This window comes from Providencia hangzhouensis, assembly GCF_029193595.2.
Lineage (GTDB): Bacteria > Pseudomonadota > Gammaproteobacteria > Enterobacterales > Enterobacteriaceae > Providencia > Providencia hangzhouensis.
In genome coordinates this window covers 4,016,407-4,037,928 of record NZ_CP135052.1, presented here as the reverse complement: position 1 = coordinate 4,037,928, position 21,522 = coordinate 4,016,407, and the positions used below count along the sequence as shown (strand labels likewise).

22 protein-coding genes are annotated in these 21,522 nt (G+C 38.6%); 16 read left to right on the top strand and 6 right to left on the bottom strand.

All coding sequences use genetic code 11. From position 1 onward, the window contains the following. Positions 1-15: 15 nt before the first annotated feature. The 6 genes from PZ638_RS18420 to PZ638_RS18395 form a co-directional block, all read right to left on the bottom strand. Positions 16-2,685 carry an outer membrane usher protein gene (locus tag PZ638_RS18420; RefSeq protein ID WP_206277762.1) on the bottom strand — a complete coding sequence of 890 codons (2,670 nt, stop codon included), beginning with the start codon at positions 2,683-2,685 and terminating at the stop codon, positions 16-18. 92 nt (positions 2,686-2,777) lie between these two features. Continuing rightward, positions 2,778-3,314, bottom strand: coding sequence for a fimbrial protein (locus PZ638_RS18415; protein WP_004259625.1), 537 nt, complete (start codon positions 3,312-3,314; stop codon positions 2,778-2,780). Between the two features lie 67 nt (positions 3,315-3,381). Continuing rightward, entirely contained in the window at positions 3,382-3,918 is a 537-nt protein-coding gene (locus PZ638_RS18410) for a fimbrial protein (RefSeq protein WP_004259621.1), read from the bottom strand. 169 nt (positions 3,919-4,087) lie between these two features. After that, the gene (locus PZ638_RS18405; protein WP_110591112.1) at positions 4,088-4,318 is read right to left on the bottom strand and encodes a helix-turn-helix domain-containing protein; all 231 of its coding nucleotides are present in this window, start codon (positions 4,316-4,318) and stop codon (positions 4,088-4,090) included. A 10-nt stretch (positions 4,319-4,328) separates the two neighbouring features. After that, complete coding sequence (locus PZ638_RS18400; protein WP_004259612.1) at positions 4,329-4,643, bottom strand: helix-turn-helix domain-containing protein; 315 nt, start codon at positions 4,641-4,643, stop codon at positions 4,329-4,331. A 419-nt stretch (positions 4,644-5,062) separates the two neighbouring features. Next, positions 5,063-5,611: a tyrosine-type DNA invertase gene (locus PZ638_RS18395; protein WP_014657972.1), complete on the bottom strand. Its 549-nt coding sequence runs from the start codon at positions 5,609-5,611 to the stop codon at positions 5,063-5,065. Positions 5,612-6,053: 442 nt separating this feature from the next. Between PZ638_RS18395 and PZ638_RS18390 the strand changes: the two genes are divergently transcribed. From PZ638_RS18390 to PZ638_RS18315, 16 genes are all read left to right on the top strand, one after another. Further along, positions 6,054-6,725 carry a heavy metal response regulator transcription factor gene (locus PZ638_RS18390; RefSeq protein ID WP_004259607.1) on the top strand — a complete coding sequence of 224 codons (672 nt, stop codon included), beginning with the start codon at positions 6,054-6,056 and terminating at the stop codon, positions 6,723-6,725. Further along, the gene (locus PZ638_RS18385) at positions 6,722-8,086 is read left to right on the top strand and encodes a heavy metal sensor histidine kinase (RefSeq protein ID WP_206277940.1); all 1,365 of its coding nucleotides are present in this window, start codon (positions 6,722-6,724) and stop codon (positions 8,084-8,086) included. Before PZ638_RS18390 ends, PZ638_RS18385 begins: the two co-directional genes overlap by 4 nt. A gap of 88 nt (positions 8,087-8,174) precedes the next feature. Next, positions 8,175-9,182, top strand: coding sequence for a protein-methionine-sulfoxide reductase catalytic subunit MsrP (gene msrP, locus PZ638_RS18380; RefSeq protein WP_094962362.1), 1,008 nt, complete (start codon positions 8,175-8,177; stop codon positions 9,180-9,182). Beyond that, positions 9,182-9,790, top strand: coding sequence for a protein-methionine-sulfoxide reductase heme-binding subunit MsrQ (locus tag PZ638_RS18375; protein WP_206277939.1), 609 nt, complete (start codon positions 9,182-9,184; stop codon positions 9,788-9,790). The genes msrP and PZ638_RS18375 overlap by 1 nt, the downstream gene beginning before the upstream one ends. A gap of 680 nt (positions 9,791-10,470) precedes the next feature. Beyond that, positions 10,471-10,791 carry a helix-turn-helix domain-containing protein gene (locus PZ638_RS18370; RefSeq protein ID WP_004259596.1) on the top strand — a complete coding sequence of 107 codons (321 nt, stop codon included), beginning with the start codon at positions 10,471-10,473 and terminating at the stop codon, positions 10,789-10,791. Positions 10,792-10,978: 187 nt separating this feature from the next. Beyond that, positions 10,979-11,521, top strand: coding sequence for a fimbrial protein (locus tag PZ638_RS18365; RefSeq protein WP_004259591.1), 543 nt, complete (start codon positions 10,979-10,981; stop codon positions 11,519-11,521). An 83-nt stretch (positions 11,522-11,604) separates the two neighbouring features. Beyond that, on the top strand, positions 11,605-12,144 hold the full coding sequence (locus PZ638_RS18360) for a fimbrial protein (protein ID WP_004259587.1): 540 nt from the start codon (positions 11,605-11,607) through the stop codon (positions 12,142-12,144). Positions 12,145-12,218: 74 nt separating this feature from the next. Beyond that, on the top strand, positions 12,219-14,696 hold the full coding sequence (locus tag PZ638_RS18355; RefSeq protein WP_144140505.1) for a fimbria/pilus outer membrane usher protein: 2,478 nt from the start codon (positions 12,219-12,221) through the stop codon (positions 14,694-14,696). Positions 14,697-14,737: 41 nt separating this feature from the next. After that, positions 14,738-15,490, top strand: a complete 753-nt coding sequence (locus PZ638_RS18350; protein ID WP_004259578.1) for a fimbrial biogenesis chaperone — start codon at positions 14,738-14,740, stop codon at positions 15,488-15,490. Between the two features lie 10 nt (positions 15,491-15,500). Continuing rightward, positions 15,501-16,115 (top strand): fimbrial protein, encoded by a 615-nt coding sequence (locus tag PZ638_RS18345; protein WP_004259573.1) that lies wholly within the window; start codon positions 15,501-15,503, stop codon positions 16,113-16,115. Between the two features lie 2 nt (positions 16,116-16,117). Beyond that, positions 16,118-17,239 carry a fimbrial protein gene (locus PZ638_RS18340; RefSeq protein WP_094962365.1) on the top strand — a complete coding sequence of 374 codons (1,122 nt, stop codon included), beginning with the start codon at positions 16,118-16,120 and terminating at the stop codon, positions 17,237-17,239. An 8-nt stretch (positions 17,240-17,247) separates the two neighbouring features. Beyond that, entirely contained in the window at positions 17,248-17,811 is a 564-nt protein-coding gene (locus tag PZ638_RS18335) for a fimbrial protein (RefSeq protein WP_226617009.1), read from the top strand. Between the two features lie 11 nt (positions 17,812-17,822). Then, positions 17,823-19,493: an O-antigen ligase family protein gene (locus tag PZ638_RS18330; protein WP_164456104.1), complete on the top strand. Its 1,671-nt coding sequence runs from the start codon at positions 17,823-17,825 to the stop codon at positions 19,491-19,493. A gap of 110 nt (positions 19,494-19,603) precedes the next feature. Next, positions 19,604-19,801 (top strand): DUF4762 family protein, encoded by a 198-nt coding sequence (locus PZ638_RS18325; RefSeq protein WP_004259555.1) that lies wholly within the window; start codon positions 19,604-19,606, stop codon positions 19,799-19,801. A 79-nt stretch (positions 19,802-19,880) separates the two neighbouring features. After that, on the top strand, positions 19,881-20,567 hold the full coding sequence (locus PZ638_RS18320) for a thiol:disulfide interchange protein DsbA/DsbL (protein ID WP_226617008.1): 687 nt from the start codon (positions 19,881-19,883) through the stop codon (positions 20,565-20,567). Further along, on the top strand, positions 20,564-21,520 hold the full coding sequence (locus PZ638_RS18315) for a lysophospholipid acyltransferase family protein (protein ID WP_036958073.1): 957 nt from the start codon (positions 20,564-20,566) through the stop codon (positions 21,518-21,520). The genes PZ638_RS18320 and PZ638_RS18315 overlap by 4 nt, the downstream gene beginning before the upstream one ends. The last annotated feature ends 2 nt before the right edge of the window (positions 21,521-21,522 follow it).

Here is a 21,522-nt window from a genome sequence, read left to right as displayed (position 1 = left end):
TACCACTCATTTTTATTATTTTTGTAACCAGCGGCTTGACTCCTTTGGCGCTGTTCTTTCAACAACAGGCACAACGAGTTCTGATGCTCTCGGCATTGCTTCTAATGCACGACTCGCTGATTGTGTCTTTATGGTCGCTGGCGATGCGGCTTTTGCTCCCGGTTTGTGGCACGGTAATAACCAGCTTGCCTGTAAATATTCATCTTCTGGCAAGGTATCAGGGAGTGTGATTTCACACTGCACTTGGTCATCCCAACGAACTTGCAAGATATCTTTTGCGTTTAAACCAGTGAGATAGGTATTTCCATCATCACCCACCATACCGACTTGCTGACCACGACCGTTTAAGACAATTGCCCCGAAAGGTGGTGTGCTATTGTCCGACAGCCTTAACAACGCCATCGCACTGTTTCCTGCGACAACATCAAATTGACGGTAGCCAATTGCCCCTTCCGTTAAAGTGCCTTGTTTTATAGATTGAGACACTTGCGCTTCATCTGGTAATGCATTCAAATCAACGCTAATTTGGTTACGGTAATAGCTATTCACGTCACTAATAACGGCTTGTCCAAAGCGGTTAGTGCGCACAATCGAGCCGTAACCACGTAATGGGATATTAGGTACTCCATCGGTATCAACAAATATGCGAGTACCACCAATTTGGCTACCACGATGCAGTACGGCACCTTTCTCCGTTGCGGTGAAACCACCTTGTAAAGAGAACCCCGCAGATCGATAACGGTCTTGTTGGTAAGTTGCATTCGCGTTGAGCTGTGCTAAGTCTCCCTGATGAGTGTAATAGCCGCTCACAAGTGCACCTGAACGTGCCCATCCGGTACTTAACTGATAGTTATTTCTTTCATCGATGGTGCTGTAGTAACTCACGCGCTGTGAGTTATCATTTTTATCCCAGCTACTGTTATAACTAATGGAACTTTTTTCACCCCAAGGCACTGTGAGTGACGCGTATACGCCATCATCATTGTTTTCACGATAACGATTTCGATATGCCGTCAAGTTGAGGCTAAGATTCTTCCATTTCCCAATATCAAAATAGCGAGCTAACGAAATACTATAGCGGTCGTTATCCGGTTGATCCCAATAGGTTTGATGGTAATAATTGATGAATGCACTTAGCCCTAACTCTGAAAATTGTTGGTTATAAGAGATGGTATACATTTCTTTGCTGTTGTATTGGCGTGCACCTGTTTCCTGCGCATCCAAATACTCAGACATACTCATAAAACCTTGCTCAGAGAATCGATATCCTGCAAATGTCACTTGGCTGTTATAAGTATCAAAACGTTTAGAGTAACTTAAACGATACGAGCTCCCGCGATACGTTTTATTGCCAATATCACCTAAGTTGGTTAAATGTGCCCGAGCATGAGTAATATCGAATGACAATGCGCCGAATACCATTAAGTCACGACCAATCCCTATAGCCGCGGATGCATAGTTTTCTGCACCAATTCCACCACCATACAGTGACCAGCCGTTGTTAACCCCCCAAGAGAATTCGCCACTTGCAAAGGTATCGCCACTAACATGATGGCGCCAATTTGTTGGGCGCCCTGCGGCTAATTTGTAACGCAGTTGCCCCGGGCGTGTTAAATATGGAACACTTGCAGTATTTACAGTGAAAGTCTGTGTTGAGCCGTCTTGTTCTTTAACTTCAACATCGATTTGCCCAGCTAATGCATCATTTAGGTCTTGGATACGGAATGGGCCCGCAGCGACTTGAGTTTGATAGATAATGCGTCCTTGTTGGCTCACGATGACGGTTGCATTACTTTTTGCTACCCCAGTAATTTCTGGTGCGTATCCACGTAGATTAGGTGGTAGCATATTGGTATCGGTAATCAGGCTAAGCCCTGTAAATCTGAAACTATCAAAAATATCAGAGGTTAAATAATCTTCACCTAAGGTGAGTTTTGCGCCTAAGGATTTGATTGCTCGGTAGACATAATAACGAGTCCAATCTAGTGATGTGGTCGTGCTTTGCCCTTGCTGTTTATCAATACGCATTTGCCAGTCAGCACGAACACGCCAAGCACCCAAGTTAACGCCAGCAACCCCATTACCGCTGGTACTGTAGTTGGTTTGTTGTCCTGAGCGGGTTTGTTGGCCCACTTGTGCATTTAAGTTGTAATCAAACAATGCGCCGGGTAATCCTTCTTCCCAGCGTGCAGGAGGATCCCAATTCTCAGCGGTATATTCGAGGTAGGCTTGCGGCAAACTAATATACATAGCCGAAGTTGCAAGGTCGGCTTTAACTTCAGTTCCGGGTAAACTTTCAAGCGATAAACATTGTCCTTCGTGCCACCACTTTAACGTCGACATCAATTCAGGTTTGATACCGAATTTTTCAACTAAAGCAGGGCTCAGGCAAGGGAGGCTTTCATTCGACTCACCTTCAGGTGCATAGTAAAAGACAGTTTCTTCCGGCATGCTTTGCTTGTTTAAGAAAACCGTAAAACTGTATTCACCAGGCATGAGATAGCCTGGACGCGCAAATTGGCTTAGATCAATGTTGTTACGATCATTGACGTCTAGCATATCCATATTAAATTTAATATCGGATGCGTGACCACCAAAGCTAATAGCCAACGCGACTAAAAGCCCTAATCTGCAAGGCCGAGTTATCTGTAACACAGGCGTGTGAATGAAATTCAGGGTCATCATCTCGACCTTCTTTTGCGTTCTTTTATCCGTAATGTCATTTCGCTCACGAAGCTCATCCTACAAAGGGGAGTTTCATTTATAAGAGGAACCGACTATTCATAATCCAGTTTGAAACGTAATTGACTGTAGTATTGGCCTGATGCCAATGGGCGGTTATTCGCCACCAACCGTAGCCGATAGGTGAGATCTTTTGTTCCAGCTGTTAGGGAGCTCACTGACATTCCTTGGCCAGGTATGGCAATTTCACCATCTCCCTCACGTTGAATTTGTAATCCAACACCTTGAGCTTGTCCGTTCACACCAAATAACCCCCTGTCATGGGAGCCATCGAATGTTACGCGAAAGTATTGCCAATTCGGTTTGTCAGGATTTTGGCGTTCAAGAACACAATTCACTAATCGGATAACAAAAGGGCGAGCAGGTCCTTGCCCATCACGGCGAATTTGAGTCAGCGCAATACTTCCCATATCAATAGTTTGATCACGGCTGCCGACATCAATTGCACATGCTGTTTCAATAATGCTTCCATTCATACTCACTGAGCCTTGAGCATATGCAGTTGATACCGCAGTCAACGTGCCTATACTTAAGATCAATGAAAACACTCCACTGGTTATCGAATTATTCATTGCTCCCTCTCTTACACCCAATTCAGTCGGAATGAGCCAACAAATTAATTTGTTGGCTCAAGATGAATTACTCGTAAGACAGAGTGAAATCCGCTACTGAGCTAAAGTCACCGGCAGTGATAGTGTCGATATCGCCACCATTACCTTTTAAGTAAGCAGCGAAATTCAGTGTGTTGTTACCATTTTGAATTTGTTGGAATGGTGCTGCTGTTCCTAAAGTCACCACATTGCCGCTACCATTAGTGATCTGAACACCAGCGCCTGCGCCAGTACCAACAATACCCAGTGTTTTATTGGTATTGTCGAAAGATGCAGCAGCACCACTAAAGGTTAATTGAACACCTTTAGTCAGTTTAGTGATATCACAGTTCTCTAAAGTGATTTCGAATGGACGTGGAGTTGATTTACCGCCATCAACTAATGCCATGTTAGAAATTTGACCTAATTCAACTGTTTGGTCGATTGAGCTAGGAGAGATTGAGCATGGAGCATCGATAATAGCGCCTTTGAACGTTACTTTACCGTGGCCTTGATCTGCTGCGTTTGCTGCAGAAGCTAATCCCAGAGCCATAAAAGTTGCCATTGCAATAGATTTCATTTTCATGAATATAAAGTCCTATGTTTATTGTTAAGTAAAGAATGAGTGTCAGTTTTCATTGCTCATTGCAGACACTCTATTTGCAATGAACTGGAAAAAAGCAAAGCACTAGTATTTGATTTAAAAAATCAAATACTAAAAATGAAATTGAATTGTTAATAATTAAAAAATATATTTAGTCTTCTATTAAAAAAACTTGAATTGGTACTTTAAATAACTCAGATAATTGAGATAAAAAATCAATGTTAATATGGTTAACTCCTGATTCATAACGGGAAATTTGCTGCTGGCTTACGCCAATATATCTCCCTAGTTCCTCAGCAGTTAATTTCATTTCTTTTCTGTGTTTTTTTATTTTTTTTCCTACAATAATATTAAATGTTGGTTTTATTATATTTTCTGACATAAGGTTAAACCTATTTCATAAATTGACTAGATCCAGAAAACCATCCTTCAGCTTTAAAATAACATTCCATATTATGGATATAATTTACTGAGTTATTTTGAAATCCAACACCATCTAATAAACAATTAATATCAATATCAAGCGAGTTCGCAATTTGCTTAATCTGCTCTAGGTGTAGTCGAATAACTCCGCGCTCAATACGTGAAACATGTTGCTGAGAGCATAAAAGTAAATCAGCTAACTCAGAGCCACTTAATCCTTTTGCTCGGCGGGCTTTATATATATTACCCCCGACAATTTCTTTAGGAGATAAGTTAGATTGCATAAAATCTTCCTCACGAAACTGAATGATTTACTAATTTAACTGTTGTCAAAATGCACCAAATTGACAATAGTTGTATATTGTTAGTTAAATATTTCATTAATGAATGAATAATTTTAATTTTGTATTTTATTTTTAAAATTATTAGTTAATTATTCCAAATAAAGCATTTCAGAATATTACAATGTGTAAGTTTGAAGTGGCATGGAGAGTTTGAATGTGTGAAAAAATTAATAAATTCAATGATCTTCTAATAATGGAATGTACTTATTTTTAGTAATGTATACATAGCGTTATTTACACGCTACGTATTTGACGTGTATTTTCATTTAACTTAAGATGCACCTAATTCATTACGTTTGTCAATTTGGTGCATTTTGACAACTCTTTTAGCGCCTTTATCCCACCATATAGCACCTTTCTTACCACACTCCCCGAAATCTTGCAGGGTTACTTGCTGTGTATCGTACGGTATGTTGTATATTCGTATGCCCCAAATAATCCTGAATTAAACGCGTATCGGCACCTCTATCCGCTAATGCATAACCACATGCATGTCGTAACATGTGGGGATGAATACCTAGGGTCAGCTCAGCTAGCTCGCCAAGTCGTGAAAAAAGTTGATAAAAGCGCTGGCGAGTCATGGCAGTCCCTCTTTCAGATAAGAATAACCACTGGCTTTCTTTCCCTTTCCATGTATTTCTAATTTTTAGCCAAGCTTTAATGAGTGGGATCTCTTCATCAATCAGTGGGTGATTAACTGAAAAACCATTCTTTAAACGGTGTACATAAAGTTCATTACTTTCTAAGTTAAGATCAGATAATTTTAGCGATAGGGCTTCGCTTGCCCTTAGACCATGTATAAAGCACATATAAATTAAGCAAGAATTACGTTCGGGATGTCGTGACAAATGACAAGCAGCTAAAAGTCGAGATATTTCCTGTTGAGTTAAATACTTACGAGTGGACATGAACGTTTCCCTATTTAGTCAAAAAAGGTCAATCATATCTAAATTAATCGACCTAACACATTAATTTTTTTAGATAAATATAATGCCTTTATTCTATGAGTGAAATAAAAAATTATTTATTATCCGCCAAGTCGGTAATTGAAGACTAATTAACTAAAGTTTTATATTTGGTTAATCAATTTCTATTCTGTGTTATAAATGCGAGGGAAAAGGGATTATTTGCCTACGAAACAATACTTACTCGTCGATGAAAGCAGCTAATTTCCATTTTTCGTGCCGGCCCACTCACCATTCTACGAGTTGCTTTTAATGGCCCCATGTTGTTTTTTCCCGCTGTCTTTCTCCGAGTATTTTATGGTTAAATTCCTACCCGTTTCTTTAAAGGGAAAATTTCTTTAAGATGAAATGGAGTTAAGTCAAATAAAGTCACTATTAGGTTCCTATGAGAATACTATTAATTGAAGATCACCTAAAAACCCAAGTGTGGGTCAAAAATGGGTTAGAAGAAGCGGGTTTTCTCGTTGATGTGACTAATGATGGTCGCGATGGTCTCTATTTTGCCTTAGAAAACAGTTATCAATTGGTGATCCTCGATATCATGCTGCCTGGTATGAATGGCTGGGAAATTTTAAAAATCTTACGCACAGCTAAAAACATACCGGTGATTTGCCTCACTGCGCGGGATGCCGTTGATGACAGAATTAAAGGTTTAGAGCTTGGTGCCAATGACTATCTCGTTAAGCCGTTTTCGTTTTCTGAATTATTAGCCAGGGTTAAAAACCAATTAAAAATTAACCAGCCAGCCTCAACCACCATAACTATTGCGGATTTAAAAATCGACTTAACTCGCCACGATGTTGAGCGTGCTGGAAAGAAAATCACCTTAACTCGGCAAGAGTTTTCCTTATTGCTGTTTTTCGTTCTACATTGCGATGAAATTTTACCTAGAACCTTAATTGCTAGCGAAGTTTGGGGCATCGATTTTGAAAGTGACACGAATATTATTGATGTGGCTATCCGTCGATTGAGAAAAAAAATCGATGATGAATTTGACGTTAAACTCATCGAAACCATTCGAGGGATGGGATACCGTTTAAATAGGCCAATAGAATGAAAAAGAAATCACTTCGATTCAAACTTATTTCTCTGTTTATCATTCTTATGGTTACTAATGCTGGAGTGGTGACATGGATTTTGTATCATTCACTCAAAAATGAACTATCTCAACAAGATAATAATTTACTGGTTAACCGTGCGGAGCAGCTTGCCAAACTCATCGCTGGTGGCATTGATATCAAAACACTTCCCATGTATTTCCAAAGCATGATGGATATGCGCCAAGACTTGATCCAAATCTCTGATGCAGCAGGGCAAATATTGGTCACAACCAATCGCGAGTTATTGGGCTCCCAACCTCTTCAGTTAGTCAATCTTGAGCAGCTAAACATCAATGCCATTAACCATTGGCAAACTGCTCAAGGCATCCCTATTTCTGCGGTCTATTTTTCGATGAATTCTCCAATAGGGTCGCTCCATGTGGTGCTTGGTAAAGTTTCTGTCGACCGTAGTGGCGTGTTGGCTCAATATCTTACCCAAAGTGTGGTGATTTCTGTCCTCTCAATTTTGCTGATGGGGCTACTTAGCTTATGGCTGTTGAAAAAAGGGTTATCCGACATTCAAGCATTGAGCCAGATAACGGTCAAAACAGACGTTCATGCATTAAATGATCCAATCGATATTGATCAGCTACCACAAGAGCTAAAAGAGCTGGGCGAATCAATGAATACGATGCGCCAGCGGTTAAAGCATGATTTTGTCAAACTTACTCAATTTGCTGATGACTTGGCGCATGAGTTGAGAACCCCAATTAATGCGATTCGGGTACAAAATGAAATTACACTTCAGCGCTCGCGCAGTGTTAGCGAATATGAAGGGATGATAGTCAGTAATATTGAAGAGCTCGATAAACTGTCACAAATGATCCAAAGTACTTTGTTTATTGCCCGTGCGGAAAATAAAAATATTACCTTAAATCGAGAAAAACTTTCTTTATATACGTTAGTTAACGATGTTTACGAACTCTTTTCTGCCTATGCAGAAGAAAAACAGATTGAGCTGTATTGTGAGCCCTCATACCTGACTCTGGATGCTGATCCAGTATTACTCAGCCGAGTTTTAGTGAATATTGTTTCCAACGCGATTAAATATTCTCACTCAGGCACTCGCGTCGTTACCCAAATTATTGCGCTGCCGCAACAGCGAGAAATTAAAATTACTAACCAAGGTAAACCTCTACAAAATAGTGATGAAATTTTCACCCGTTTTTGGCGCGGGGATAATGCTCGAACGACAGAGGGAACAGGACTCGGGTTAGCGATTGTGAAAGCGATAGTCGGATTACATGGCGGATCAGCGAGTTTTGAACACCATGCAGGAACCAGTACCATTACCCTGAAATTTCCTACAATTAAGTAAGATGACAAATTTGTCATCTTACTGTCAGCCACTTTTGTCGTACTTTCGGTATAACTAATTTCATATCCTTTTTGCTATGGAGCGCATGATGAAAAAGTTACCTAAAATTCCCGCATCTCAAATCACGGATGAAACCCTCTTTTTTATGAAACGCCGTCAGCTACTTAAGGCTTTAGGCATTGGAGCTGCAGGTTTAACCGTTGCGACGACGGCTAATGCAGGGCTGTTTTCTTGGTTCGATGACGATACGCCAACACCTCCGATGACGCCAAGAAAACCTCTGACATTTATTCAACCTGAAGAGTTTCAGCCATCTTTAACCCTCACCCCTGAAGATAAAGTGATTGGTTATAATAATTTTTATGAATTTGGGCTCGGTAAATCCGATCCTGCCGAGAATGCCCATACTTTAGTCACGGATGAGTGGACGGTGACAATAGATGGCGAAGTGAATCGTCCCCTGACGCTTAATTTAGATGACATAAACACTAAGTTTCCCTTAGAGGAGCGCATCTATCGCATGCGCTGTGTTGAGGCTTGGTCGATGGTCATTCCATGGGTTGGCTTTCCTTTAGCGAAATTATTGGCTCTAGTCGAACCCACTAGCAAAGCTAAATATGTGGCTTTTGAAACACGCTACGCACCAGAACAAATGCCAGGACAAAAAAGTCGTTATATTGGTGGTGGTTTATCGTACCCCTATGTTGAAGGGCTACGCTTAGACGAAGCTATGAATCCACTGACTTTGCTGGCGACCGGCGTTTATGGAAAAACATTACCCAACCAAAACGGAGCACCGATCCGGTTGGTCGTACCATGGAAATATGGCTTTAAAGGGATTAAATCTATCGTCAAAATTCGCCTTACTGAGCAAATGCCTGACACGACATGGAACTTATCAGCGCCGAGCGAATATGGCTTTTTTGCCAATGTGAATCCAGATGTAAGCCATCCTCGTTGGTCACAAGCCACCGAACGTTTTATTGGTGCTGGGGGCTTAGGCCAAGTGACCCGCCAGCCAACATTGTTGTTTAATGGATATGGCGAACAAGTGGCAAGTTTGTATCAAGGAATGGATTTGCGGAGATATTATTGATGCCCCAAGACAATAAGTTCATTGTTGGATTAACCAAAGGGAGCTTTCATCTTATTGCTTTGCTCCCTTTGGTATGGCTGATTTTTTTAGTCGATACCCAACGGCTTGGAGCCGACCCTGCCAAAGATATCCAACATTTTACAGGAATAGCTGCTTTACGTTTGCTTGTTATTATTGTACTGATCCCACTGGTTGCGAAATTATTGCGATTTACTGCCTTGTTTCAGACGCGAAAATTACTGGGGTTATGGTGTTTTTTCTGGGCTGTGCTGCATTTAAGTAGTTATCTATTACTGGAAATTGGCATAAATAATTTGGTGCTATTTTTCGAAGAGATTTTTTCGCGGCTCTATTTAGTGATTGGCGCGATAGCTTGGTTGTGTTTATTGTTGATGGCAGTCAGTTCATTCAACCGTATACGTCTTTATTTGGGCATATGGTGGAAAAGAATTCATATGCTGCTTTACCCTACGCTCATATTGGCGCTTTGCCACTATACTTTGTCATTAAAAACCTTAACGCCTGAACCATTTATCTATTTAGCCATCGTGGGAAGTGCGTTTGCTTATCGCATGCGGAGCCAGCAAACACAACGAATAAAATCTTAATAAAGGTTGACGTTCTTTAATTGTATTCCTACCTGATATTATCTAATGCCAGTACTGAAGTTTCTCAGTATTAGGCATTCACTTTATCAAAGCACAAAATTACATGTGTGAAATATAATCTCTTAATACTCATTATTAGTGTAATAAATCCCCTGATTTTTAGACTGTGTTGGAATTTATTGGGTGCTAGTGATGATTTCTGTGGTATATAATTTCGATTATAAATTTTACGGTAATTTATAATTAATTTGTTGGTGTTTGTAAATAACAAGGTTAAGATAAATCTTAAAAAAATCTCATATAATTTACAAACACAAAATCTGAGTAAATCTACTTTTTTAAGTTGTATTTCGTGGTTGAAATTTAACCATAAAATACATCTCATTAGTAAAAAATATGTTTTAATATTTTTAAGTGTATCAAAATGTAATTTTTTGGGTGGTAAGCTTTGGTTTTTAATCTATAACATACTGTTATTTATATTATTAATTTAAGTGTGATTTTTTTTTGTTACATTTCTCCTATATTAATAGAGCGATAAATGTTTTTAATAGTAATCAATTTGCTCTATCGATTATACAAAATAAATAATCAGACATATAATAATCAAAAATTTTAGGACGGTATCTATGGTTCAGATTGGTGCCTATAATTAATTTTTAATATAAAGGTTAAATTAAATGACTTATTTTTCTAATGAGATAAATAAAGAAATAGGGCAGTATCTGAGAGGAATTAGAAAAGAGCGAAACTTAACAGGGGAAGAGTTGGCAAAAAGATTGAATATTAGTCAACAGCAGATATCTCGATATGAAACGGGAAAAACAAAACTGACATTTGAAATGATGGACACAATCCTTTTGATATTCAATAAGTCATGGAGAGACCTTTTTAATCATGTAATAGATAGATACGATAATGAAAGATTACAATGTATTATAAAAAATGAAAATAATTATTTTGCTATCTTAGATAAAGACACTAAAAAAATGTGGCGTTAATTCAGTTAATAAAAATCTAACCTATTTTACAAAGTGTAATCAGTAAATATAACTTGTATATATGATAACTTTATTAAAAATAATCATTAATTTAATTAAAAATAATGATTATTTTTATCTAAAGTTGTTATTAACAACTATTTGGCGAAACATACATTATACGAGTATTATACAGGATTAAATAATCATGAAATTGAATAAATTTGTAATGGGTGCTGTATTTGCATCAGGCTTTGCTTCGTTCGCAGCAATGGCTGCTTATACTGGTACACCTACTAACGGTACTATCGAATTTTCAGGTGAATTAGTGAATTCTGCTTGTGGTTTAAGTGAAGAATCAAGTCCTGTAAAAGTAAACTTTTATCAGATCCCTGTTTCTAATTTAAAAAATGGTGAGCGTGCAGGTAATATCAAGAAAGATATCGTTCTGCAAGGGTGTGATACTACCGTTGCACAAACTGCAACTGTAACTTATACACCATCAACTATTAACCCTAATGATAATACATTAGCGGCGTTCACTTCAGGTACTGCAAGTGGTGCTGGTATCGGTTTAAGAGACAATGGAAATAAAGATGTTGTTTGGGGACAAGCTTCTACAGCAGTTAATTTAACTGATGGTAAAACTGCAATTCCATTCGTTGCTTATTTAAAATCTGATAATGCATCTAATGCAGTAACTCCAGGTAGCTTTGATTCAACCATCAATTTTAAAATTGATTACCAATAATTTGTAATTGATTTTATACCAAGATGCGGAGTGTTAAATACTCCGCATTAATAAAATCTACCAATAACTAAATGGTATTATCCATGACTATTCGGGTTGCAAAAATAGCACTAGGCTCTAGTTTGCTATGGCCTCTATTAAGTTGGGGAATGACCGCCAATAACACCCCCGGTGATATTGTAATGCAAGGTGAATTAATAGAAGCCTCATGTACGATTGATCCTGAAAGCCGAGAACTTTGGGTTAATTTTGGTGAAATCAGTGCCCGAGAGATCACTCCTGAAGTCAATATGCTGGTGAGTAAGAATTTTGCTATAAAGCTCGTTGGATGTACGTTGCCTTCTAATGATAAAGGTAGTGCATCACGCGCGCAAATAACCATGATGGGAACATCTGTTAATGATGATCAACTTTTACAAGTAAGCGGCGATTCAGAGGGGTTTGGAATTCAGTTTAGAGACTCTCACGGCGAAATACTTAAACTTAATAGAAAAATGCCGGATTACACATTATTAGAAGGGCGCAATAGATTAGATTTTACTGCAATTTTAGTTGCTTATCAAAAGCATATTAAGGCAGGTGATTTCGCTGGAGTTCTAAGGTTTAGAATGGATTATTTCTAAAGCTAATAATAATTACATATAAAAGAGAATTGAGCTAAATCTCTAGCCTAATGAGTGAATACTGAGTAACTAAAATGATTATTTTAAATGGAAATATAAATAATATAAAAAAACTATTTGCAATATATATTGCAGTACTTTGCTATTCACCAAATATGTCTGCAAATGATCTTGTTGAGTTTAATGTTGACGTATTAGATGTTGGTGACCGTAACAATATTGATTTAACTCGATTCTCTAAAGATAATTTCGTATTTCCTGGGACATATTTATTAGATCTCTATATTAATGGACAATCATTGTCTCAGCAGAAGGTCACTTATATTACCGATCCTCACGATAGTGAAAAATCATTAGTTTGTTTTACCCCTAAGCAAATTGAAATGTTAGCGCTCAAAGAAGATGCGTTAAAAAAAATCCAAGCCATATCCCCTGAATGTTCAAATATTTTACCTATTTCAGGCGTTAAAATTAATAATCATGAAGGCAAACTGGATATCACTATTCCACAGGCATGGATGAAATATTCCGATCCTAGTTGGGTGCCGCCTGAGCGTTGGGATTCTGGGGTTTCAGGCCTTATATTTGATTATAACCTGACCGGGTCAGTTTCTCGTTCTTTGACGACACATACAAATAAACACTCATTATCAGCATATGGCCAAACGGGATTTAACTTGGGGGCATGGCGTTTTAGAGCTGATTATCAAGCTAATTATAACGAGCGTGGCGATAGAAAATTCGATTGGAACCAGTTTTATGCATATCGTCCTCTGATCCACATGGCGGCTAAGCTGACACTGGGTGAAATTTATCTAAGTTCTCAGGTTTTTGACACGATTCGCTTCACTGGTTTTAACCTTGCCAGTGATGAACGTATGTTACCGCCGAATCTACGAGGATATGCACCACAGATTAATGGTATCGCGAAAAGCAATTCAAAAATTGTTGTGACTCAAGCTGGGCGTGTCGTTTATGAAACGACGGTACCTGCGGGGCCATTCAGTATTCAAGATTTGCAAAGCTCAATCCGTGGAACCTTGGATGTCAAAGTTGAAGGTGATGACGGCGAGGTATCGACTTTTCAAGTTGATACGGCAAATATCCCTTATTTAACTCGCCCGGGTTATGTGCGTTACAACGCTTCGGTCGGTAAGCCATCTCGATTTAATCACAAGCCTGAGGGGCCAATGTTTGCCACGGGAGATTTCTCTTGGGGGCTGAGCAATAACTGGTCACTCATTGGCGGCCTACTTTTTGCGGGTAGGGATTACACTGCAATATCTGCTGGGTTAGGGCGCGATTTATCTATATTTGGTGCACTTTCTGCAGATATCACACAATCCATTAGCCGAATGCCGGGTGATAACACACAAACGGGTTCTTCTTATCGTCTGAGTTATTCAAAGTCATTTGATGAACTTAACAGTACGATTACTTTTGCGGGTTACCGCTTCTCGCAGGATAAGTTTAGAACGCTGTCGCAATATTTAGATGAGCGTGAAAACAAATATCTGGGTATTGGCCGTCAAAAAGAGATGTATACCGTTACAGGGAATAAAACTTTTTGGGCGGATGATCCTGATTGGAGAACGACAGTATTCTTAACTTATACCCATCAGACCTTTTGGGACCAAACATCTCAAGATAGATATGGCTTATCCGTGGGGCGAACATTTCGTCTAATGGGCATCAATGGTGTCTCAACCAATATTGCGGCTTACCGTTCTGACTATCGAGGTCGACGTGACGATAGCATTTCACTTTCGATTTCAGTGCCTGTTGGTGATAGCCGTTGGGCTGGATACGACTTGCAAAATAGTGGTAGTAAGACCAGCCATATGCTGTCTTACAGTGATAACAGGGATACGAATAATTTATGGCGAGTTAGAGCCGGCCGAAGCAGCGATGATCGCGTCCGGTTTGATGGATATTATCAAAAACGGACGCAACTTGCTGAAGTTAATACCAATGTGAGCTATCAAGAAAGACAAACGGCATCGATCAACGGGACATTGCGCGGTGGCTTCACTGCTACTAAGCATGGTGCTGCATTGCATAACAGCACCGGTACAACGGATACAGCAAGAATTATGGTCGATACCAACGGTGTTGGTGGCGTGCCGTTTAACCATGAAAAAACGCGAACTAACTGGGCTGGTATCTCTGTTGTGCCTGATATTGTCAGCTATTACAGCTTCGACACACGTATTGATGTCGATAAGTTAAAAAATAACGTTGATACCAATAAGGCGATCGCAACCTCGACATTAACAGAAGGGGCAATCGGTTATCAGCGATTTGATGTTGCACAAGGTGAAAAGCTCATTGCCACCATTCGTTATAACGATACGGTACCTCCGTTTGGTGCTGATGTGACAAACGCGGATGGAATTAACATTGCCATGTTAATGGAAAATGGGTTGGCGTACTTGATGGCAGTAAATCCTAAAGAAACGTTAACAGTATCTTGGGGTGGAAAAGCGCAATGTAAAATTCAACTGCCTGAAAAAATAAATTCGGGCATGTCAGTTTTGCTGCCTTGCCAATAATGTAATGACAGTTTGAAAAAGTATTCTATAAGGTAGAGAAAATGGCGATTCGTATAAATAAATGGGTAGGTGGTTTGCTAGTTATGATGGTTGGCGTAGGGCAATCATATGCAGGTATTTCACTGGATAGAACGCGACTGATTATTACAGGCGATGAAAATTCTGCGAGTGCTAATTTATCAAACACCAGCTCAAGTATTCCTTTTCTTGCTCAGTCATGGGTTGAAGATGCCAATGGAAAAAAAATTACATCGCCATTAGTTGTATTGCCACCATTACAGCGCATTAATGGGGGGCAAAAAGGGGTTGCTCGTGTTTCAAAAACAGCCGAGATAGATAAGTTACCTCAAGATCGTGAAAGTCTATTTTATTTAAATGTGCGCGAAGTTCCGCCAAAACCCGATAAACCGAATGTTTTACAGTTAGCGATGCAATCGCGTATTAAATTATTTTATCGGCCGACAGCCATTATTCCTAAATCTAGAAGTGCGGTTTGGCAAGACCAAGTCATATTTTATAAACAGGGAAATAACTGGCGTGCTGAAAACCCAACACCTTATTTTGTAACCATTATTAGCCTTAATAATAAACCAGTGGCAGAAGGTGGAAAAAAACTAACCGATTTCCCAGGGGTGATGATTGCCCCTAAATCGCATCTCGATATTAAGGTCAATAGTTCAGGCGAGAGTTTCACCATGATGTATGTGAATGATTATGGTGGTCATCCAGAACTTAAATACAGTTGTAGCGGAAATACGTGTAAAGCGTTACCACCAGAGCAACAGATTCGCTAGGAGTATTGATATGAACATTAGGTGCTTAGGGATCGTGTTATTGGGATTAGGAAGTTTCTCCGCAGTTGCAGAAATTGCGGATGAAAAGCTGTCTCGCCAAACATTGCTAGACGTACATAGTACTGTGCATTTGACAGGAAGCGTTTATGCATCACCTTGTGTTCTTGAATTAGAAACACAAGAGCAGTATGTCGATTTAGGTGACATCAATGCCAGAGAATTTCACCGCATTGGCGATAGAAGTACTCCTGTTGCATTTAATATTCGGCTCAAAGATTGCCAACGCGGGGCATCCAAGTCATTTGTGAATGCTGCTGGAGAGGCAACTCAAAATGCTCAGCGTTATTACTTGACGGGAGAAAGCGCAGTTTCATTGAGTATTGCGGGAGATACGGATTTTTTTAACCCTGATCTTGTGCGAGTTACAGGCGATGTTCGAGGCGCAGGATTACGTATTTCCAGTAAAGATCATCAAAACTTAATGGTCAATCAGCCAACAAGTTCATGGGTGATCAAACCTGGTGATAACAACATTACACTTAATGCCTCATTGGAATCTACAGCACAGTCTGTTTCAGCGGGAACTTTTAGCGGATTAGTTAGGCTAAAACTGGAGTATTTATAACCATGTTTGTATCCAACAACAAAAAACTAAAAGATATGACTATTGTGGCCGGTCTATTCACAATAGGGTTAATGCCGTTATCTGCTTTAGGCTTTCCTCACGGCTCCGCTATACCTGATGGGGGGACTTACACATTCGAAGCGACAATGAATAATCAGCTACTGGTCAATGAGAAAGATGCTGAAACAGTATTCAATTTTGATGTGGGTAACTGGCCTTTTTTCGATATTTACTGCCAAAGTTATATGAAGCCAGGAGGTCCTGGAAATTCAGATCCTGATTCAGGAATGACATTTGATTTAATGTCAACCATTCCTACATCAATGCAAAACCCAGGGTACCTGAACCTTAATGAATATTTTGATGTAAAAGTTGAAATTCAAATAGGGGGAAGGGTTGGTCAGAAAGTTACTGTCCCAGTGAAGGATATGTGGAATGGGGGATCTGACCCAATAGAGTGTACACCACCGAGTGTTAATAGCCGTGACTATGGCGTCGAGCTACGGACAGGGTCGAGTGGGACAATCACGTTTAGGCTGAAAAAACCGATTATTAATGGCATTACCATCAACCAAGCTGAGCTGGTACAGGTTTTTGCCAAAAAAGGCAGCCCAGCGAATGGCAGTACAGCTTATGCGCCAATCCCTTCAACTCGGGTTGTTTTAGGAGCAGGGATCATCACGGTTGCTGATGAGTGTACGATTAATGAAGGTAACCCAATTAATATTGATTTTCTTGATGTAGCAAATACGAGTGAACAGTTAAATGGAATTAATTATGCTCAGCCCTTTAAGATCCCAGTTAAATGTACCGGTGGAAGTTTTACGACAGGTGATTTAAATATCAAGCTGTCACTCTTACCGGGGGCGTCAGGCAGTGCGGATTTTAACCCTGATTATTTCGGTACGTTAAAAAACGGTGTGAAACGCACAAATCTTGGCATTGTGGTGACTGATAATGTGGCGGGTACATTGGTAAAACCGAATCAAGCATACCAAGTGCCTGACTTTATTAATAACCAAGGTACCTGGAACTTAACGGCTGCGCCAATAGCTGCGCCTGGTAGTAGTGTGGAAGAAGGTGAATTTACAAGTACCGGGACAATCCTTGCTGAATTCCAATGAGGCCGATCATGCGAAATAATAATCAGATAAAGCGTACAAAATATTTATTGTCGATTGGCTTATATTTATTAGTCTCGGGGCCGATGAGTGCGAGTGTGATCCCAACTAATATGGGAAGCTATTCATTCAGAGGCATGGTTATTGCTACGCCATGTCAGATAGCGCCGGGAAGTGAGAAGGTCCCTGTTGATTTTCAACAAATTTCGGTTAAAGACCTTTATAAAGAAGGTAAGTCGAAACCTTTAATTTTCTCAATCCATTTAACGAATTGTAATACGACCATATTTAAATCGGTGACAGTGACTTTTAATGGAATTGAAAATAAGAATCTTCCTGACCATCTTGCGATTAGTGACCAAAGTGAAGCTAGCGGAATCGGTATTGGGTTATTAAACTTAAATGAAACACCCATAGAATTGAATACGCCATCATTAGCACAAAATCTGGCAACAAATAATACGGAAATTCAATTTAAGGCTTATGTCGAGGCTGAGCCTGAAGCGAGAATTAACCAAACGATTACCTATGGGAATTTTTATAGTACTGCGTACTATACATTAAATTATCAATAACGAATGAAAACATGATGTTTGCAATCAAAATTAAAGATAATAAAAAAGAACGTTATCCATGGGTTCTTTTAAGTTTTGTCGTTATATTTTTTGGCATTATATTGCATATTTATCTGCCGAATATGGGCGGAACAGGTTTGTCATTACCATTCAATATAATTAGTGGTTTTTTTATTGCTTTTTTTATTGTAGTGGTTAGTATTACACAAATTAAAAATTCAAGATTATATTACTCTAAGTCGAGTAATTATATTACGATTGGATTGGTCTTATTATTAGGTTTGTGTTTTTTTGCGCCTAAAGATTACCAGTTTAATGCATACTTGACAGCATATTGGTTATTGGGCGCGTTATTTTTTTATCAAGCTTTACTGCAAATAAATATTTCAGAAACTGTATTGAAAATAATTGTTTGCAGTATATTATTTTCTGCTATTATTGAGAGCCTATTTTCAATAGCACAAATTTTTAATTTTTTTCCGATATCAGGGGATAGGCCATATGGCGTATTCCAACAAGTTAATGTTCTTTCTAGTTTTATTTGTGTTGGCATTGCCAGTGCAATAGGTATGTTTATTTTAATGAGAACTGTCACATGGTATGCGTCAGCCATTATTATTGTGAGTCTCGTTTTAATGAGCGTGGTATTGCCATTGTCTCAATCATTAACTGGATATTTAAATTTATTATTAATTGTTATTGTTTTTTATTTTTTTGCAAAGTATCATCGTAAATATATTTTTTATTCTTTAATATCGATTGTTATCGGTCTTATTATTGGCTATGGAATAAAAATTGGTTTTAATATTTCTGACTTTTCTGAAAGTAAATTACAGACATCGCACATTAGATGGGTGTTATGGCAGCATAGTTTATATTTATTTAGTGAAAATATTTTATTTGGTACGGGTGTTGGTAGTTTTGAATCTGTATTTTTAGAGCGCTTTGGTGGTGGGTTACTTGGAACCAGTGAAAGGGTCATATCACATCCACATAATGAGATATTACGTTGGATGGTTGAAGGTGGGGTAGTTGGCATTGCTGCGATATTGTTAGTTATTATTGGTAGTGGGTATCTACTTTATTCTTCATTAAAAAATAAAAATAATAATTATGTTTTTTTAGTTATTGCGTTACCAATTGTTTTTCATATGATGACAGAGTTTCCATTGTGGCTATCAATACCTCATGGGGTGGTATTGATACTACTAATACGTTGTGCCGATATTCCAACTAAAAAATATCATTTAAATAAAATTGTAGGGTATTGTTCGAAAACAATTATTGCGTTAGGTGGTTTGTTATCCATGGGGTTGCTGTATTTTACTTTGCAAACGCAGCAATATTTAACGTATATCGAAAAAACAGGGCAACAGTTTCTTCTTTCTATGAATGAGCCCGATTATAGCGAGTGGAAATATTACTTAATCAATGATCGTTATAAATTGGATCTCAATATGGGGTATTTGTTACGCTATAACGAGACACAGAACCCCTATTACTTGAATTTATTTTCGTCTTGGGCAGAAAGCTATTCTCGTTCTTGCCCAGATATTAATGTTTATTTTTCTTGGATTCTTGTTTTAAATGAATTAGGTGAGAAAGAGAAAGCAAAAAGCGTCAAAGGAAAAGCGATTTTTTTATTTGATAATAATGAGAAATTAGAAGGATTGAATTTTTAATTATTCACGTGGTAATTCGTGTGTTAATTAAAAATCTAAAGGATTTATTGGTGTTAATTATCAATAAATAGGGCGTTTTATTAATTAAAATCTATATTAAAGGAAATAACATGAAAAAGTTAAATGCTATCGAAGCTGCTGCTGTAGTTGGTGGAACAAAACAAGTTTGTACTGATTCTTACGAGAGCATCACTGTTGGTGGTGTTAAATCTTGCCAATTAGTAACGACTTGTACTGATAAGCACGGTAACAAAACATACAAAGCGAAAGCTGTTGGTGCATCAAACTGTGATGTAACAGCTCCATAGTATTAAATTTAATTTTTATTAATTGATACATGGGGAGTTATCCCCATGTATTTTTCGTACCTGAATGGAATTAACTGTTATGAATACTCGTTTTAAACCAATAACTATCACACTTTATACTCTATTTGTTATTATTGCTTCTTCACTCATGACGGTTTTGTTCTATCATATTTTTGTTTTTAATACTTTCTCAAATGATGATGCACAAGGCTCTTCTTTTATTGAATTTAATAGTGAACAAGTTCTGTTGAGTCCAATAAAAGAAAATAATAGCATCATAGAAGTCCTTTCTTATGGTTGCCATTATTGTGCAGTAAATCATGACAATGTCAGCCAATTCGAAAAAACACTCCCTGAGAATGTCAACTTTAAAGTCGTTCATTTAGCCATGGATAATAATATGGGACTGGCTGCCTATGCGCCTATTTTTGCGACATTGGAAGAGATGGGGGGGGAATCTCAATTACGTCAGGATCTTTATACTGCCGTTATCAACGATAAGCTTGATTTAGCTAATAAAGATGTCTTAAACCAATGGTTAAAACGGCATAATATTGATTCAACCCAATACCTAAAAACCAGTGAAAGCCAAGCCGTTCAAGAACGTCTAAAAAATATGCTTGAAATTAGCAAATTTTATCAAATTACTGGAACACCTGCCTTTATTATCAATAAACGCTATGTTGTTTACCAAGACCGTGATTTTGCAGACTTTACTGCCTATATGCTTGAGTTATTAGATAAAAGTAATAAGGAGTTACGGTGATCCGGTTTTTCATTGTCTGGACGGTATTTACAGCGAAAAACTGTTTGATGCCGTTTAAAAAAGGATATCAAAAACTCAATCATAGTGGACTTGCCTTTTTACGGTTGTTATTGCGCCGAGGCTATATCACATCGGTATTATTTGTTTCTAATTTATTATGTCGTGTAGGTTTATTAGGTCGTCAATATCGTAATCGGAATAAAGTCGCCACGGAAAACTTTCGTAGTTTAATGGAAACGAAAGGGCATATTAATATGGGCTGGATAGCCGTTCGACGCTTCATTTTGGAAGAGGCAGCCACATGGGGACAAAACCAAAAAATCATGGCGCAAGTTCGAGTTTGTACACTTGAACTTGATAGCGTCGTTGCGCCCTTACACCAACAAAATAAACCCGTTGTACTTGCTCCGTTGCATATGGTTTCTGATGTTTTAGCCACCATGGTTGGGGCGGGGGTGACTCCTGGGAATGCAACGGTGGTGGTTTCGTCGAGCGCAGAGCAGCAAAAGTATAACGCTTCGGCACGTGAGTTAGGCCAGGTGAATTTATCTTATTGTTCCATTCATCAGGGAAATAAAGTATTAGCTAGCCAATTAATGACTGCGATGACAGAAACGGCGGCAGGGCAAAAAAATATGATTGTTTTCCCTGATATTACCCCTGATTACACGGTTCAAACAGAGGAAGGGGCGTCGAGCAAATTATCGTGCCACTTATTTAACCGTGCAGCAAAGCTACACAATGGTGTTGTGCGTTTGTCCAGTGCGATTTCGGCACAGGTAGTTTTTTATCATCTGTACTACCAAAATGGTTTACAAATCAAGGTTTATCCGCCTGTTGCAGCAAAAGATGTTGCAACTCAAATGCCAGCCATCATTGAAAATGCGGTTCGTCATTATCCCAATGATTGGCTTTTATGGCATAGCCATTCACTTTATTTTATTAGCCATTAAAT

Coding starts and splice junctions, on each gene's coding strand:
- PZ638_RS18420 (WP_206277762.1), bottom strand. CDS start 2,685: ATGATGACCCTGAATTTCATTCACACGCCTGTGTTACAGATAACTCGG.
- PZ638_RS18415 (WP_004259625.1), bottom strand. CDS start 3,314: ATGAATAATTCGATAACCAGTGGAGTGTTTTCATTGATCTTAAGTATA.
- PZ638_RS18410 (WP_004259621.1), bottom strand. CDS start 3,918: ATGAAAATGAAATCTATTGCAATGGCAACTTTTATGGCTCTGGGATTA.
- PZ638_RS18405 (WP_110591112.1), bottom strand. CDS start 4,318: ATGTCAGAAAATATAATAAAACCAACATTTAATATTATTGTAGGAAAA.
- PZ638_RS18400 (WP_004259612.1), bottom strand. CDS start 4,643: ATGCAATCTAACTTATCTCCTAAAGAAATTGTCGGGGGTAATATATAT.
- PZ638_RS18395 (WP_014657972.1), bottom strand. CDS start 5,611: ATGTCCACTCGTAAGTATTTAACTCAACAGGAAATATCTCGACTTTTA.
- PZ638_RS18390 (WP_004259607.1), top strand. CDS start 6,054: ATGAGAATACTATTAATTGAAGATCACCTAAAAACCCAAGTGTGGGTC.
- PZ638_RS18385 (WP_206277940.1), top strand. CDS start 6,722: ATGAAAAAGAAATCACTTCGATTCAAACTTATTTCTCTGTTTATCATT.
- msrP (WP_094962362.1), top strand. CDS start 8,175: ATGAAAAAGTTACCTAAAATTCCCGCATCTCAAATCACGGATGAAACC.
- PZ638_RS18375 (WP_206277939.1), top strand. CDS start 9,182: ATGCCCCAAGACAATAAGTTCATTGTTGGATTAACCAAAGGGAGCTTT.
- PZ638_RS18370 (WP_004259596.1), top strand. CDS start 10,471: ATGACTTATTTTTCTAATGAGATAAATAAAGAAATAGGGCAGTATCTG.
- PZ638_RS18365 (WP_004259591.1), top strand. CDS start 10,979: ATGAAATTGAATAAATTTGTAATGGGTGCTGTATTTGCATCAGGCTTT.
- PZ638_RS18360 (WP_004259587.1), top strand. CDS start 11,605: ATGACTATTCGGGTTGCAAAAATAGCACTAGGCTCTAGTTTGCTATGG.
- PZ638_RS18355 (WP_144140505.1), top strand. CDS start 12,219: ATGATTATTTTAAATGGAAATATAAATAATATAAAAAAACTATTTGCA.
- PZ638_RS18350 (WP_004259578.1), top strand. CDS start 14,738: ATGGCGATTCGTATAAATAAATGGGTAGGTGGTTTGCTAGTTATGATG.
- PZ638_RS18345 (WP_004259573.1), top strand. CDS start 15,501: ATGAACATTAGGTGCTTAGGGATCGTGTTATTGGGATTAGGAAGTTTC.
- PZ638_RS18340 (WP_094962365.1), top strand. CDS start 16,118: ATGTTTGTATCCAACAACAAAAAACTAAAAGATATGACTATTGTGGCC.
- PZ638_RS18335 (WP_226617009.1), top strand. CDS start 17,248: ATGCGAAATAATAATCAGATAAAGCGTACAAAATATTTATTGTCGATT.
- PZ638_RS18330 (WP_164456104.1), top strand. CDS start 17,823: ATGATGTTTGCAATCAAAATTAAAGATAATAAAAAAGAACGTTATCCA.
- PZ638_RS18325 (WP_004259555.1), top strand. CDS start 19,604: ATGAAAAAGTTAAATGCTATCGAAGCTGCTGCTGTAGTTGGTGGAACA.
- PZ638_RS18320 (WP_226617008.1), top strand. CDS start 19,881: ATGAATACTCGTTTTAAACCAATAACTATCACACTTTATACTCTATTT.